Source organism: Streptomyces luteogriseus (assembly GCF_014205055.1).
Taxonomy (GTDB): domain Bacteria; phylum Actinomycetota; class Actinomycetes; order Streptomycetales; family Streptomycetaceae; genus Streptomyces; species Streptomyces luteogriseus.
Window position 1 is genome coordinate 8,072,606 of record NZ_JACHMS010000001.1, and the last position, 15,247, is coordinate 8,087,852.

Annotated in this window: 11 protein-coding genes; 7 read left to right on the forward strand and 4 right to left on the reverse strand. The window is 70.5% G+C overall.

Annotated features, from left to right (window positions below):
• Positions 1-40 precede the first annotated feature (40 nt).
• The 3 genes from BJ965_RS35870 to rhaI form a co-directional block, all read right to left on the reverse strand.
• Positions 41-1,504 (reverse strand): rhamnulokinase, encoded by a 1,464-nt coding sequence (locus tag BJ965_RS35870; protein ID WP_184915213.1) that lies wholly within the window; start codon positions 1,502-1,504, stop codon positions 41-43.
• A complete protein-coding gene (locus BJ965_RS35875; RefSeq protein ID WP_184915216.1) occupies positions 1,501-3,540 on the reverse strand; it encodes a bifunctional aldolase/short-chain dehydrogenase in 2,040 nt (679 codons plus the stop codon). The genes BJ965_RS35870 and BJ965_RS35875 overlap by 4 nt, the downstream gene beginning before the upstream one ends.
• A 105-nt stretch (positions 3,541-3,645) precedes the next feature.
• The gene (rhaI, locus tag BJ965_RS35880) at positions 3,646-4,806 is read right to left on the reverse strand and encodes an L-rhamnose isomerase (protein WP_184915221.1); all 1,161 of its coding nucleotides are present in this window, start codon (positions 4,804-4,806) and stop codon (positions 3,646-3,648) included.
• A 261-nt stretch (positions 4,807-5,067) separates the two neighbouring features.
• On the opposite strand from rhaI, the gene BJ965_RS35885 reads away from it, so the two are divergent.
• The 7 genes from BJ965_RS35885 to BJ965_RS35915 all read left to right on the forward strand — a co-directional run bounded on the left by BJ965_RS35885 (position 5,068) and on the right by BJ965_RS35915 (position 12,613).
• Complete coding sequence (locus BJ965_RS35885) at positions 5,068-6,585, forward strand: sugar ABC transporter ATP-binding protein (protein WP_184915224.1); 1,518 nt, start codon at positions 5,068-5,070, stop codon at positions 6,583-6,585.
• Positions 6,582-7,622, forward strand: a complete 1,041-nt coding sequence (locus tag BJ965_RS35890; RefSeq protein WP_184915227.1) for an ABC transporter permease — start codon at positions 6,582-6,584, stop codon at positions 7,620-7,622. Before BJ965_RS35885 ends, BJ965_RS35890 begins: the two co-directional genes overlap by 4 nt.
• Positions 7,615-8,607, forward strand: a complete 993-nt coding sequence (locus BJ965_RS35895) for an ABC transporter permease (RefSeq protein WP_184915230.1) — start codon at positions 7,615-7,617, stop codon at positions 8,605-8,607. The genes BJ965_RS35890 and BJ965_RS35895 overlap by 8 nt, the downstream gene beginning before the upstream one ends.
• Positions 8,608-8,637: 30 nt before the next feature.
• Entirely contained in the window at positions 8,638-9,720 is a 1,083-nt protein-coding gene (gene rhaS / locus BJ965_RS35900; protein WP_102908958.1) for a rhamnose ABC transporter substrate-binding protein, read from the forward strand.
• 17 nt (positions 9,721-9,737) lie between these two features.
• Positions 9,738-10,058, forward strand: coding sequence for an L-rhamnose mutarotase (locus tag BJ965_RS35905; protein WP_184915233.1), 321 nt, complete (start codon positions 9,738-9,740; stop codon positions 10,056-10,058).
• 16 nt (positions 10,059-10,074) lie between these two features.
• A complete protein-coding gene (locus BJ965_RS35910) occupies positions 10,075-11,499 on the forward strand; it encodes a BNR repeat-containing protein (protein ID WP_184915236.1) in 1,425 nt (474 codons plus the stop codon).
• Positions 11,500-11,587: 88 nt separating this feature from the next.
• The gene (locus BJ965_RS35915; RefSeq protein ID WP_030845243.1) at positions 11,588-12,613 is read left to right on the forward strand and encodes a LacI family DNA-binding transcriptional regulator; all 1,026 of its coding nucleotides are present in this window, start codon (positions 11,588-11,590) and stop codon (positions 12,611-12,613) included.
• A gap of 23 nt (positions 12,614-12,636) precedes the next feature.
• On the opposite strand, the gene uvrA is transcribed toward BJ965_RS35915, so the two are convergent.
• Positions 12,637-15,105 (reverse strand): excinuclease ABC subunit UvrA, encoded by a 2,469-nt coding sequence (gene uvrA / locus BJ965_RS35920; protein WP_184915239.1) that lies wholly within the window; start codon positions 15,103-15,105, stop codon positions 12,637-12,639.
• Positions 15,106-15,247 lie beyond the last annotated feature (142 nt).

The window sequence follows — 15,247 nt, forward strand, 5'->3', positions numbered from 1 at the left end:
GTGAAGCGTAGTCCCGGGACGAGAGGCGGGGGAGACCCCGTCAGTGCCCGGCGAGCCGGGCCTGCGCGGAGTGCCATCGCTCGGTCCCGCCCCGGGGTTCGTACCGCGTGAGCGGCTGCGTGTTCACGAGCAGGCGCCGCATTCCGGCCAGGTCACCGGCCAGCCCGTGCGCCCGCGCCTGCACGAGGACATTGCCCAGCGCGGCGGCCTCGGTCGGCCCGGCCACCACCGGCAGCCCGCAGGCGTCGGCGGTCAGCTGGCACAGCAGCGCGTTGCGGGTGCCGCCGCCGACCACATGGACGACGTCGACCGCGTGCCCGGCGAGCCGCTGGGCGTCCTGGACCGCCGTGCGGTGCGCGAGGGCCAGGGAGTCGAGGATGCAGCGCGTCACCTCGGCCGGCGACTCGGGCACCGGCTGCCCCGAGAGCCGGCACGCCTCGGCGATCCGCTCGGGCATCCGGCCCGGCGCCAGGAACGCCGCGTCACCCGCGTCCACGACCGAGCGCAGCGCCGGGGCCCTGGACGCCTCCAGCAGCAGCGCGCCCAGATCCGGGTCGCCCCAGGCCCGCACGCACTCCTGGAGCAGCCACAGCCCCATGATGTTCCGCAGATAGCGGACCGTGCCGTCCAGTCCCAGCTCGTTGGTGAAGTTGGCCGCCCGGCTCTCCTCGGTCAGCACCGGCGCGTCCAGCTCCAGACCGGCCAGCGACCAGGTGCCCGTGCAGATGTAGGCGAAGCGCTCGCCCGACGCCGGTACGGCCGCGACCGCCGAGGCGGTGTCGTGCGACCCCACGGCCGTCACCGGCACCGGACCGGCGAGCCCGGTCTCCTCCAGCACCCCGGCGCGCAGCAGCCCTGACGGATCGCCGGGCCGCCGCAGCGGTGCGAACAGGTTCAGGTCGATGCCGAGCCGGGACGCGAGGCCGTACGCCCAGTCGCGCGTCCGGGGATCGATCAGCTGGGTCGTGGACGCGTTGGTCAGCTCGGTGCCCTGCTCGCCGGTCAGCCAGTACGTCAGCAGGTCCGGCATCAGCAACAGCCGCCGGGCCCGGGCGAGCTGGGCCGTCGATCGCGCGGCGGTCAGCTGGTACAGGGTGTTGAAGGGCGCGTACTGCAACCCGGTCGCGGCGTACAGCTCCGCCGCGGGCACCGTCGCCCACACCTTGTCCGCGACACCCTCCGTCCGGGAGTCCCGGTAGTGCACGGGGTTGCCGAGCAGCGCCCCGTCCTCGTCCAGCAGTCCGTAGTCGACGGCCCAGCTGTCGATGCCGACGGAGTCGAGTCGTCCACCGCAGTGGGCACCTGCCGCCTTCAGGCCGTCCAGCACCCCGGCGTACAGCCCGAGCACATCCCACCGCAGCCCCTCGGGCACCCGGACGGGCCGGTTGGGGAAGCGGTGCGCCTCGGCGAGCTCCAGGCTGTCCGGGCCGACGCGGCCGACCATGACGCGCCCGCTGGACGCGCCGAGGTCGACCGCGGCGTAGGACTTCACGGTCGCGCTCATCGCAGGAAGGCGGCCGCGACGCCGGCGTCGACCGGGATGTGCAGACCGGTCGTGTGGGTGAGGTCGCCGCCGGTCAGCGCGAACACGGCGTTGGCCACGTGCTCGGGCAGCACCTCGCGCTTGAGGATGGTCCGCTGGGCGTAGAACTCGCCCAGCTTCTCCTCCTCCACCCCGTACACGGCGGCCCGCTTGGCCCCCCACCCGCCCGCGAAGATGCCCGAGCCGCGCACCACACCGTCCGGGTTGATCCCGTTGACCCGGATGCCGTGCTCGCCCAGCTCGGCGGCGAGCAGCCGCACCTGGTGGGCCTGGTCGGCCTTGGTGGCGGAATAGGCGATGTTGTTGGGACCGGCGAACACGGCGTTCTTCGAGGCGATGTAGACGATGTCGCCGCCCAGCTCCTGGGCGGTCATCACCCGGGCCGCTTCCCGTGACACGAGGAACGAGCCGCGCGCCATGATGTCGTGCTGGAGGTCCCAGTCCTTGGCGGAGGTCTCCAGCAGCGGCTTGGAGATCGAGATGCCCGCGTTGTTGACGACGAGGTCGACTCCGCCGAAGGCCAGCACGGCCGCCCGGAACGCCTCGGCGATCTGCTCCTCGGAGGTGACGTCCACCGTCACGGCGACGGCCTTGTCGGGTCCGCCCAGCTCCTCGGCGACGGCTTCGGCGTTCTTCGCGTCGAGATCGGCGACGACCACACAGGCGCCCTCGGCCACGAGCCGGTGCGCGATGGCCTTCCCGATGCCGCTGCCGGCCCCCGTCACCAGCGCCACCCGGGTCGCCAGCGCCTTGGGCTTCGGCATCCGCCGGAGCTTGGCCTCCTCCAGCGCCCAGTACTCGATCCGGAACTTCTCGGACTCCTCGATCGGCGCGTACGCGGACACGGCCTCGGCCCCGCGCATGACGTTGATGGCGTTCACGTAGAACTCGCCGGCGACCCGGGCGGTCTGCTTGTCCTTGCCGAAGGAGAACATGCCCACGCCCGGCACCAGCACGATCGCCGGGTCGGCGCCGCGCATGGCGGGGGAGCCGGGCTCGGCGTGCCGCTCGTAGTAGGCGGCGTACTCCTCGCGGTACCCGGCGTGCAGCTCCTTCAGCCGGGCGATCGCCTCGTCGAGCGGCGCGCTCGGCGGCAGGTCCAGCACCAGCGGCCGCACCTTGGTCCGCAGGAAGTGGTCCGGGCAGGACGTCCCGAGCGCGGCGAGGCGCGGGTGCTCCGCGCTCGCGAGGAAGTCGAGCACGACCTCGGAGTCGTCGAAGTGCCCCACCTGGGGCCGGTCCTGCGAGGCGATGGCCCGCACGTACGGGGCGAGCGCGGCGGCCCGCTCCCGCCGCTCTCCGGAGGCGAGCGCGGCGTACCCCTCGATCACCGGTCCGAAGGGCTCGGGCTTGCCCCGCTCGGCCAGGAACGTCTCGGCGGTCCGGATGATGTGCAGCGAGTTCCGCTCGCACTCCTCGGAGGTGTCACCCCAGGCGGTGATCCCGTGCCCGCCGAGGATGCACCCGATGGCCTGCGGATTGGCTTCCTTCACGGCGGCGATGTCCAGCCCCAGCTGGAAACCGGGCCGCCGCCACGGCACCCACACCACGCTGTCCCCGAAGCACTCGGCGGTCAGCTTCTCCCCGTCGGCGGCACACGCGAGCGCGATCCCCGAGTCCGGGTGCAGATGATCGACATGCGCGGCCTCCACCAGCCCGTGCATGGCGGTGTCGATGGACGGAGCGGCCCCGCCCTTGCCGTGCAGGCAGTAGTCGAACGCGGCGACCATCTCGTCCTCGCGCTCGACACCCGGGTACACGTCCACGAGCGCCCGCATCCGGTCCAGCCGTAGCACGGCGAGCCCGGCCTCCGTCAGCGTCCCGAGATCCCCGCCGGACCCCTTGACCCACATCAGCTCGACGTCACCGCCGGTGACGGGGTCGGTCTCGGTGCCTTTGGCGGAGGCGTTGCCCCCCGCGTAGTTCGTGTTCCGCGGGTCGGCCCCGAGCCGGTGCGACCGGGCGAGGAGGGCGTCAGCTTCGGGATGAACGGCCATGAACAGTTCCTTTGCAACGGAGGGTGTGTATCTCAGGGGCGCGGGGAACTGCGCGACCAGCCACATGCGGCCCGCAGCCCGAATCGGACAGAACCCGGCAGACGCTCACGCTCCCCAACCGGCCTGCTGCCCACCCACGCGCTCAGCGACGATCCGCTCAGCCCATCCCGACCCCCGATACGCTGCGATGGGGTCGGGGTCCAACCCCATCTCCTCCCGAACCTCCCGCAGCAGAGGCCGTACATCCGTGTTGTACGCATCCATCACCACGGCGTTCGCCTCCAGCACGTCGCCCGCCCGCTGTGCCGCGGCCAAGACGTCACCGTCGACCAGCAGCGCCTTCGCCGTGGCCTCCTGCACGTTCATCACCGACCGGATGATCGCCGGGATCTTCGCCTCGATGTTGTGACACTGGTCGAGCATGAAGGCGACCTCGGGCGAGAACCCCCCACCCCGGATCACCTCGTACATGATCCGGAACAGCTGGAACGGGTCCGCCGCCCCGACCATGAGGTCGTCGTCCGCGTAGAACCGCGAGTTGAAGTCGAACCCCCCGAGCTTCTCCTCGCGCAGCAGCGTCGCCACGATGAACTCGATGTTCGTCCCCGGCGCGTGATGCCCCGTGTCGACGACGACCTGCGCCTTGGGCCCGAGCTTGAGGCAGTGGGCGTAAGCGGTACCCCAGTCCGGCACATCCGTCGTGTAGAACGCCGGCTCGAAGAACTTGTACTCCAGCAGCATCCGCTGCCCGTCCCCGAGCCGCTCGTAGACCTCGGCGAGCCCTTCGGCGAGCCGGTCCTGCCGCCCCCGGATGTCGTCCTGCCCGGGATAGTTCGTCCCGTCGGCGAACCACAGCTTCAGATCCGTCGAGCCCGTCGCGTCCATGATGTCGACGCACTCCAGCAGGTGATCCACGGCCTTGCGCCGCACGGAGGCCTCAGGGTGACAGATGCTCCCGAGCTTGTAGTCGTCGTCCTGGAAGGTGTTGGAGTTGATCGCCCCGAGCTTCACGCCCCGCTGCTCGGCGTGCTTCGCCAGCGCCGCGTAGTCGTCGACCTTGTCCCACGGAATGTGCAGGGCCACCGTCGGGGCGACACCGGTGAACTCGTGCACCTTCGCCGCGTCGTCCAGCTTCTCGAACGGGGTGCGTGGCACACCCTGCTGCGCGAACACCTTGAACCGCGTGCCCGAGTTCCCGTAGGCCCACGACGGCGTCTCGACGGCCTGTGTCTTGAGAGCGGCCTTCGCCGCGGCGAGCTCGGTCACGTCAGGCTCCAGTGACATCGGGTCGTGACGACCAACGAATGAAACGATTCAGGACGCGAAGTTATGGGCCTCCCGAAGGGGTGTCAACCCCTCCGGCCGAGACGGTTTCCTGTGACCCATGCGTGACCTTGTGTCCCCGAAACTTTTTCGACCGGAACCCATTGACGTGACATGCGCGGCCCGCCTAACGTCCCGGCAACCCAGTTGAAACCTTTCACGACGCCGAGAGGGCCGACCCGCCGGCGTCGTCGAGGAGCCCTCATGACCCACCCGTCCACCACGGGTCCGGCCCCGGTTCTCGCGCTGAGGGACGTCTCCAAGTCCTTCGGCGCGGTCCGTGCACTGCGGGACGTCTCCCTGGAGCTGTTCCCCGGGGAGGTGCACGCACTCGCCGGTGAGAACGGCGCCGGCAAGTCCACGCTCATCAAGACGCTCGCCGGAGTGCACCGCCCGGACGCCGGCCAGGTGCTGCTCGACGGTGCGCCCGTCGCCTTCCACGGACCCGGCGACGCCCGCGACGCCGGCATCGCCGTGATCTACCAGGAGCCCACGCTCTTCCCCGACCTGTCGATCGCCGAGAACATCTACATGGGCCGCCAGCCGCGCCGCGCCCTCGGCCGGATCGACCACAAGGCCACCCACAACGCGACCGCCGCCCTGATGGAGCGCCTCGGGGTCGAACTCGACCCCGACCGGCCAGCCCGCGGTCTGTCCATCGCCGACCAGCAGATCGTCGAGATCGCCAAGGCGCTCTCCTTCGACGCCCGCGTCCTGATCATGGACGAGCCGACCGCCGCCCTCACCGGCAGCGAGGTCGCCCGCCTCTTCGGCGTCGTGCGCACCCTGCGCGACCAGGGTGCGGCGGTGCTGTTCATCTCCCACCGGCTGGAAGAGATCTTCGAGATCTGCCGCCGGGTCACCACCCTGCGCGACGGCGCCTGGATCGCCAGCGAGCCCCTGGAGGGCATGACCGAGGACGACCTGGTGCGCCGCATGGTCGGCCGCGACCTCGACGAGCTCTACCCCAAGCAGGAGGTGACGCCGGGCGAAGTCGCCCTGAGCGTGCGCCGGCTGACCCGCGAGGGGGTCTTCACCGACGTCTCCTTCGAGGTCCGGCACGGCGAGATCGTCGGCCTGGCCGGGCTCGTCGGCGCCGGGCGCACCGAGGTCGCCCGGGCGGTGTTCGGCATCGACCGCCGGGACGCCGGAGAGGTCTCGGTCCACGGCACGTCCCTGGTCAACGGCGCGCCCTCCGCCGCCATGGCCGCCGGAGTCGCCCTGGTCCCGGAGGACCGGCGCGCCCAGGGCCTGGTGATGGACATGTCCATCGAGCGGAACATCGGGCTCACCGGGCTGCGTACGACCGTGAAGGCCGGGCTGATGGACCGCGGCGCCGAGCGCAGCCGCTCCCTCGACTGGGCCGTCAAGCTCCAGGTGAAGTACGCCCGGATCGCCGACACGGTCAACACGCTCTCCGGGGGCAACCAGCAGAAGGTCGTACTCGCCAAGTGGCTGGCCACCGGCCCGAAGGTGCTGATCGTCGACGAGCCGACCCGCGGCATCGACGTCGGCACCAAGGCCGAGGTGCACCGGCTGCTGTCGCAGCTCGCCGCCGACGGCGTGGCCGTCCTGATGATCTCCTCCGACCTGCCCGAGATCCTCGGCATGGCCGACCGCGTGCTGGTGATGCACGAGGGCCGGCTCACCGCCGAGATCCCGCGCTCCGACGCCACCGAGGAAACCGTGATGGCCGCAGCCACCGGGAGGGCCGCCGCATGACGGTGATCACCCCGCAAGAAGCCCCCGTGGCCGACGTGCCCAAGTCGAGCGGCACCCGGCTGGTCGACCGCGTCTTCAAGATGCGCGAACTCGCCATCCTGCTGGTCTTCCTGGTGATGATCGGCGTCACCCAGGCGGGCAACAGCGAGTTCCTGTCCGAACAGGGCATCAAGGACCTGCTGCTGAACGCGACGATCCTGGTCCTGGTCGCCACCGGCCAGTCCCTCGTCGTCATCACCCGCAACGTCGACCTGTCCGTCGGATCCACCCTCGGCATCAGCGCGTTCGCCGCCGGCACGTACCTCCAGGGCGGAGGAAACCCCGTCGTGGCGATCGCCCTGGCGGTCCTGCTCGGCATCGGCTTCGGACTGCTGAACGGACTGCTCGTCAGCCTCGGCCAGGTGCCCGCGCTCGTCGTCACCCTCGGCACGCTCTACATCATCCGCGGCATCGACTCCATCTGGGTCGGCTCCCGCCAGATCACCGCGGCCGATCTGCCCGGCGGATTCGTCGACTTCGGCTCCGGCGGCATCTCCGCGGTGCCGTACCTGGCACTGATCGCGCTGGCGGTCCTCATCGCCACCGCCTACTACCTCAGGCACTTCGCCGGCGGACGCGAGCTGTACGCCCTCGGCTCCAACCCCGAGGCCGCCCGTCTTGCCGGCATCCCCGTCCGCAAGCGGATCCTCGTCGCGTACACCTTCTGCGGCGCACTCGCCGGACTCGCCGGCGCGATGTACCTCGCCCGGTTCGGCAACGTCGACTCCGGCACCGGCAACGGCTACGAACTGACCGTCGTCAGCGCGGTCGTGGTCGGCGGCGTCGTCTTCACCGGCGGCTCCGGCAGCGTCTACGGGGCGGCCCTCGGCGCCCTGCTCCTGACCTCCATCAACAGCGTGCTGCCGGCCCTCGGCGTCAGCTCCGTCTGGGTGCTCGCGATCAACGGCATCCTGCTCATCCTCGCGATCGCGGTCGACCGGGTCGTCGCGCTGCGCGTGGCCTCCGCCCTGAAGAAGAGGAACGCCCGCCATGGCTGACATCTCCCTGAGCCGAGCGGTCCGCTGGGACACGGTCGTCGGCGCACTCCTCGTCGTGGTCCTGCTGTTCTCCTTCGGTTTCGTCGACGGGTTCGGCAACGCGCTCAACCTGTCGTTCCTGATCGGCAACACCCTGCCGATCGCGCTGATCGCCCTGCCGATGACCCTGCTCGTCGTCTCCGGCGAGATCGACCTGTCGGTCGCCTCCACGGCCGGACTGTCCGGCGCCGTGATGGGCGCCCTGTGGAACCAGGGCATGACCATCGAGACGATCATCCCGATCTGTCTGCTGCTGGGTGTGGTGTGCGGGCTGGTCAACGGGCTGCTGGTGACCAGGCTGGGGCTGCCGTCCCTCGCCGTGACCATCGGCACCCTCGCCGCCTACCGGGGCATCGCGCAGATCGTGCTCGGCTCCGACGCGGTGACCGACTTCCCCACGCAGTACCTGGACTTCGCGGCCGGGCGGATCGGCGACACATTCATCCCGTACGCCCTCCTGCCGTTCCTCGTCCTGCTCGCCATCGCCGTGGTCGCACTGCACGCCACACCGTTCGGGCGGTCGCTGTTCGCGATCGGCGCGAGCGAGGAGGCGGCCCGCTTCGCCGGCATCCGGGTCAGGCGGCAGAAGCTGATCCTGTTCACGCTGACCGGACTGATGGCCTCCCTGACCGGCATCTTCTGGGCGCTGCACTACGCCAGCGCCCGCTACGACAACGCCACCGGCCTCGAACTGTCCGTCGTGGCCGCCGTGCTGCTCGGCGGCATCGACTTCGACGGCGGCAAGGGCACGCTCGGCGGTGCCATCGCCGGGGTGTTTCTGCTGGGGGCGTTGCAGAACGTGATGAGCCTCCAGGACGTTTCCGCGCAGTCGCAGATCGTCGTCACCGGCGTCCTGCTCGTTCTGTCCGTGCTCGGTCCCCGGGTCGTGCGGCAGATCTCCACGGCGAGGGCGGGCCGCAGAGCCGCCTCGACTCCCACCTCGTAACCCAGCCCTTCCTCGTAAAGGACCAACGCCATGCGTAAGTCAACCCTGCGCCGCAGCTGCGCGGCCCTCGCCACCGCCACCTCGCTCGCCCTGGCCCTCACCGCCTGCGGCGGCACCACCAAGAAGGATGTCGCCGACGAGGGCGCCTCCGCCGCCACCGCCGGCAAGGCCGATCCGAACGCGGCCACCAAGAAGGGCCTCACCGTCGGGTTCCTGCCCAAGCAGGTCAACAACCCGTACTTCACCAGCGCCGACAAGGGCGGCGAGAAGGCGCTGAAGGAGTTGGGGTCCAGCTACAAGGAGGTCGGGCCGTCCAGCGCGACCGACACCGCCGGGCAGGTCTCCTACGTCAACACGCTCACCCAGCAGCAGGTCGACGCGATGGCCGTGTCCGCGCAGGACCCGGGCGCCCTGTGCACCGCGCTCAAGCAGGCCATGAAGAACGACATCAAGGTCGTCACCTACGACTCCGACACCACGCCCGACTGCCGCAACGCCTTCGTCTCGCAGGCCTCGGCCGAGGACCTGGGCCGTACCGAGGTGCAGTTGCTCGCCAAGCAGATCGACTACAAGGGCGAGATCGCGATCCTGTCCGCGGCGCAGACCGCGACGAACCAGAACACCTGGATCGACTTCATGAAGGACGAGCTGAAGAAGCCCGAGTACAAGAACATGAAGCTGGTGAAGACCGCGTACGGCAACGACGACGCCCAGCAGTCCTTCCAGCAGACCCAAGGCCTGCTCCAGGAGTACCCGAACCTGAAGGGGATCATCTCCCCGACCACGGTCGGCATCAAGGCCGCCGCCCAGTACCTGTCGGGCTCCAAGTACAAGGGCAAGGTCAAGCTGACCGGCCTCGGCACCCCGAACGACATGCGCAAGTACGTCAAGAACGGCACCGTCGAGGCGTTCGAGCTGTGGGACCCGGCCAAGCTCGGCGAACTGGCCGCCCGCACCGCCGTCGCCCTGTCCTCCGGGCAGATCACCGGCAAGGAGGGCGAGACGTTCAAGGCAGGCTCCATGGGCGAGTACACCATCGGCAAGGACGGCGTGATCAGCCTCGGCAAGCCGACCGTGTTCGACGCGAAGAACATCGACCAGTTCAACTTCTAGACCCTGGGAGGTCGTTGATGCAGCGCGTGTGCTTCCTGCTGAAGGTCCGGGCGGACCGCCTCGACGAGTACCGCGAGCGGCACGCCGCGGTGTGGCCCGAGATGCTGAAGGCACTCTCGGAGACCGGCTGGCACAACTACTCGCTCTTCCTGCGCGAGGACGGACTGCTCGTCGGCTACCTCGAGACCGAGGACTTCGCCGCCGCCCAGGCCGCCATGGAAGCCACCGACGTCAACGCCCGCTGGCAGGCGGGAATGGCGCCGTTCTTCGAGTCGCTGGACGGCGCCCGGCCCGACGAGGCCATGAAACCGCTCACCGAAGTGTTCCACCTCGCATGACGATGGAGTCCACGAGATGCACAGACGTACGTTGCTGGCCGCCGCCCTCGCGGGAGCAGTGGTGACCCCCGCCCTCGCCTCCGGCACCGCGCGGGCCGCCGACCCCGGCCCGTCGGTCACCCGGACCGGCACCACCACGCTCGACGGCCAGGCCCTCTTCTTCGTGTCGTACGACGGTCTGGTCAACAACAACGCGTTCCAGAAGAACGGCCTGCTGACCTACAAGGGCTACCAGTACGCCGTCTGGTACACCGCCGACCGGGGCGCCGTCGTCGGCCGCCGTGTACTCGGCGCGAGCACCTGGTCGACCGTGAAGGTCGGGCACACCCTGCGTTACGACGACTCCCACAACGTCATCTCCATGGGCGTCTCCAAGGTCGACGGCCGGCTGCACCTCAACATGGACTCCCACAGCGACGGCTTCACCTACGTCAAGTCCGTCGCCGGGCTCATGGACAACCCGGCGGGGCTGAGCTGGACCGCGAGCCGCTTCGGCGCGCCCCAGTCGACGCTCGACGGCCTGGCGCTGACCTCGCAGTTCACCTACCCCCAGTTCGTCTCCACTCCGGACGGCAAGCTCCAGCTGAGCTACCGCGTCGCCGTCTCCGGCAACGGCCGCAACGCCCTCGCCGAGTACGACGGCACCAAGTGGACCAATCTCGGCGAGTGGTCCGGCTCGACGGGGACGTACACCAGCGAGCACGGCTCCTCGACGGCCCGCAACATGTACCTGCACGGCATCGACTACGACCGGAACGGCCGGCTGCACTCGTTCTTCACCTGGCGTGAGCAGAACGGCGCCGTGATGTGCAACGGCGGCGGCATCACCAACCACGACACCGGCTACGTCTACTCCGACGACCGCGGCCGCACCTGGCGCAACAACGCGGGCAGCGTGGTGGGTGTGACGGGCGGCTCCGACAAGGTGTCCGTGACCGACGCCGGTCTGGTCGTGGACCCGCTGAACCCGGACCACTCCCTGATGAACCAGGAGAGCCAGTTCACCGACTCCGCGGGCCGGCCGCACGCGATCATCTCCTACGTGCCCGGCCGCTTCGGCCAGTGCACCACGAACTACGTCGCGAACCGCACCGCCAACGGCCGTGCCTTCCACGTCCGCAAGAACGCCTCGGGCACCTGGCAGAAGACCGAGATACCGGTCCCGCTGAACTCCAGCCAGCGCACCAAACTGATCCTGGACAAGTACGACAACGCCTACGCGGTCTTCCCGTTCGGGCGGATCGCCGCGGCCTCCGCCGCCTCCGGCTACACCGACTGGAGGATCCTCTTCGACGGCAGTGGCCTCAACGCCTTCGGCGAGGTCGTCATCGACGAGACGCGGGTCGCGCAGGACGGGGTGCTGTCGTTCATGTACCAGGAGAAGTCCAGCGGCACGACACCCTCGGCTCTGCACGTGATCGACTTCCGCCTGCCCGCCTGACCACATCGGTTCCCGGGGCGGCGTGCCGGTAGTGTGAAGCCGCCCCGGCCGCCGCCCCCCCTCGTCTTCCTCTGGAGGTCCCTGCCCGATGGCCCAGTCGGTGGGTATCAAGGACGTCGCCCGCGTCGCCGGAGTCTCCGTCGGCACGGTCTCCAACGTGATCAACCGCCCGGACACGGTCGCGACCGAGACCCGGGCCCGGGTGCTGTCCGCGATAGACCGGCTCGGCTACGTCCGCAGCGAGTCCGCGCGCCAACTGCGGGCGGGCCGCAGCCGCATCATGGGGCTGCTCGTCCTCGACATGGGCAACCCCTTCTTCGTCGACGTGGCACGCGGCGCCGAGCGCGCCGCCCGCCGGGCCGGACTCGGCGTGATGGTCTGCAACAGCGCCCAGAACCCGGGTGAGGAGGCCGAGTACCTGTCGCTCTTCGCAGAGCAGCGGGTGCGCGGTGTGCTGCTCACCCCGGCCGACGCCACCGGCCGCAACATCGAGGCGTTCCGCCGGCACAACATCCCGTTCGTCCTGGTCGACCGGGTCGCCGAGGGCACCACCGAGTGCTCGGTCTCCGTCGACGACGTGGCGGGCGGCGCCCTCGCGGTACGCCACCTCGTCGACGCCGGGCACCGTTCCCTCGCCTACGTCAGCGGCCCGCCCGGACTGAACCAGGTTCGCGACCGCCGTACCGGCGCGCTGGAGGCGCTCGCCGAGGCCGGGCTCGGTCCCGACGCGCTGCGCGAGCTGCCCACCGAACGGCTGGACGTCGCCGCCGGCCGCGACGCCGGGGCCCGCCTCCTCGGGCTCGCCGACCGGCCCACCGCCGTGTTCTGCGCCAACGACCTGCTCGCCCTCGGTGTCCTGCAGGCCATGTACGCGGCCGGCGTCGGCGTCCCCGACGACCTCGCCATCGTCGGCTACGACGACATCGAGTTCGCGGCCGCCGCGGCCGTCCCGCTCACCTCGGTGCGGCAGCCCGCCGTCACCATGGGCGCCATGGCCGCCGACCTGCTCCTGGAGGAGACGGAGGAGGACGGCGCGGCGCGCGCCCACGAGCACCGCAGGGTCGTCCTCCAGCCCGAGCTGGTGGTGCGCCGCTCCAGTCTGTCCGCCCGCTAGGTGCTCAGTCCCTCGCGCCGTCGTCAGGAGCGCGCGAGCCGGGCCGCGAGATAGGGCGCGGTGGCGCTGCGGCGGGTCCTCGCCACCTTGGCCGGCGGGCCCGCTGCGACCACCCGCCCACCCGCGTCGCCGCCGCCCGGCCCGAGGTCGATGACCCAGTCGGCGGTGGCGACCGTGTCCAGGTCGTGCTCGACGAGGACGACCGTGTTGCCGGCGTCGACGAGCCGGTGCAGCTGTCGCAGCAACAGCGCGATGTCCGAGGGGTGCAGCCCCGCCGTCGGCTCGTCGAGCAGGTAGAGCGCGTGCCCGCGGCGGGCTCGCTGCAGTTCGGTGGCCAGTTTGATGCGCTGCGCTTCACCACCGCTGAGTTCCGTCGCGGGCTGGCCCAGCCGCAGGTACCCTAGTCCCACCTCGCGCAACGTCTCCAGACTGCGGGAGGCGGCCGGGACGGCGGACAGGAACTCGGCGGCGGCGTCGACGGACAGCGCCAGTACTTCCGCGATGTTCTTGCCGCGGTAGGTGACTTCCAGCGTTTCGGCGTTGTACCGGGCGCCCCGGCAGGTCGGGCACGGCGCGTAGGTGCCGGGCAGGAACAGCAGTTCCACCGCGACGAATCCCTCGCCCTGGCAGGTCTCGCACCGCCCTTCGGGCACGTTGAAGGAGAACCGCCCGGCCGAGTAGCCGCGCGCCCGGGCCTCGTCCGTCGCCGCGTACAGCTTGCGCACCGCGTCGAACAGCCCCGTGTACGTGGCCAGGTTGGACCGGGGAGTTCGGCCGATGGGCCGTTGGTCGACCAGGACCAGCCGGTCGAACGACTCGACCCCCGACGTGTCCTGGACGTCGACCTCCAGCTGCGCCTCGTCGGGCTCCTCGGGTACGAGTCCGAGGTGGCCGCGGACGACCTCGGCAAGCACTTGCGTCACCAGCGTCGACTTCCCGGAACCGGACACGCCCGTCACCGCCGTCAGTACGCAGAGCGGTACGTCGACGGACACATCGTGCAGATTGTGGCGGGAGACGCCGCTCAGGTGCAGCCAGCCGTGCGGTGTGCGCGGGCGGTGATCGAGCGGCTGGGCGCGCCCGAACAGGTACTGGCCCGTGGCCGACTCCCCGACCCGCTCAAGACCGGCGACCGGGCCGCTGTACAGCACGCGTCCGCCGCCCTCGCCCGCGCCGGGGCCGATGTCGACCACCCAGTCCGCCCGCCGTACGACGTCCATGTCGTGCTCCACGACGAACAGCGAGTTGCCCGCCGCCTTCAGGCGGTCCAGCACGTCCAGCAGCGGTTCCGCGTCAGCCGGGTGCAGGCCCGCGGACGGTTCGTCGAGGACGTAGACGACGCCGAACAGCCCCGAGCGCAGCTGGGTGGCGATCCGCAGGCGCTGCGCCTCGCCGGGCGACAGGGTCGTCGAGCGGCGCCCGAGGCTGAGATATCCGAGGCCCAGGTCGAGCAGCACGTCGATCCGCGCGACCAGATCGCCGCAGATCCGGACCGCGACCTCGGTCGTCTCCCCGGAGCGGGCGGTCGACGTGGTGGCGTCGGCCTCGGACCGCCCGGCGACGGGCCGCAGCAGCGCCACCACCTCGGTGAGCGGCATCGCGTTGATCTCGGCGATGGAACGTCCGGCGAAGGTCACGGCGAGCGCCTCGGGCCGCAGTCCGCTGCCGTGACACTCGGGGCAGGGCACACTCCTGACGAACCGGAGCGCCCGTTCGCGCATCTTCTCGCTCTTGGAGTCGGCGAGGACGTGCATGACGTGCTTGCGGGCGCTCCAGAATTTTCCCTGGTAGCCGTAGTCGACGCGCTCCTCCTCCGGCTCGATGTACACGGAGGGCTGCTCGTCCGTGTACAGCAGCCAGTCCCGGTCCTTCTTCCTGAGCCTGCGCCACGGTCGGTCGATGTCGATCCCCAGGCCTTTCACGACACTGCGCAGGTTGGCGCCCTGCCAGGCGCCCGGCCAGGCGGCGATCGCCCCCTCGCGGATGCTCAGCGAGGGGTCCGGGACGAGCAGGTCCTCGGCGACGTCGTGCACGACGCCCAGGCCGTGGCACTCCGGGCAGGCGCCGGCCGCGGTGTTGGGTGAGAACGACTCGGCTTCCAGCCGTGCGGCCCCGGGCGGATAGGTGCCGGCGCGGGAGTACAGCATGCGCAGCAGATTGGACAGCGTGGTGATGGTGCCGACCGTCGAGCGCGAGCTGGGCGACCCGCGTCGCTGCTGCAGGGCCACAGCCGGTGGCAGTCCGGTGATTTCCTGCACGTGCGGTGCGCCGACCTGGTGCAACAGCCTTCGGGCGTACGGTGCTACGGACTCGAAGTAGCGCCGCTGGGCCTCCGCGTAGAGCGTGCCGAACGCGAGCGAGGACTTGCCCGAACCGGAGACGCCGGTGAAGGCGACCATCGCGTCCCGCGGAACGTCGAGATCGATGTTCCGCAGGTTGTTCTCACTGGCGCCCCGGACATGCACGAAAGGGTCGGTCGCGTCCTTGTTCACCGTTCCTGGTTACCTGATCGCGCCGGGAACCGCGCGACGGGCGCCGTCACCGGGCCCCGCTCACACGAGCATCCCGAGAGCCCGGTATGAGCCGCTTCCAGGGAATGTTCGAGGGTGCCTCACCGTTGATGCGTATGTGGGC

Coding starts and splice junctions, on each gene's coding strand:
- BJ965_RS35885 (WP_184915224.1), top strand. CDS start 5,068: ATGACCCACCCGTCCACCACGGGTCCGGCCCCGGTTCTCGCGCTGAGG.
- BJ965_RS35910 (WP_184915236.1), top strand. CDS start 10,075: ATGCACAGACGTACGTTGCTGGCCGCCGCCCTCGCGGGAGCAGTGGTG.
- rhaS (WP_102908958.1), top strand. CDS start 8,638: ATGCGTAAGTCAACCCTGCGCCGCAGCTGCGCGGCCCTCGCCACCGCC.
- BJ965_RS35895 (WP_184915230.1), top strand. CDS start 7,615: ATGGCTGACATCTCCCTGAGCCGAGCGGTCCGCTGGGACACGGTCGTC.
- BJ965_RS35890 (WP_184915227.1), top strand. CDS start 6,582: ATGACGGTGATCACCCCGCAAGAAGCCCCCGTGGCCGACGTGCCCAAG.
- BJ965_RS35905 (WP_184915233.1), top strand. CDS start 9,738: ATGCAGCGCGTGTGCTTCCTGCTGAAGGTCCGGGCGGACCGCCTCGAC.
- BJ965_RS35875 (WP_184915216.1), bottom strand. CDS start 3,540: ATGGCCGTTCATCCCGAAGCTGACGCCCTCCTCGCCCGGTCGCACCGG.
- BJ965_RS35870 (WP_184915213.1), bottom strand. CDS start 1,504: ATGAGCGCGACCGTGAAGTCCTACGCCGCGGTCGACCTCGGCGCGTCC.
- BJ965_RS35915 (WP_030845243.1), top strand. CDS start 11,588: ATGGCCCAGTCGGTGGGTATCAAGGACGTCGCCCGCGTCGCCGGAGTC.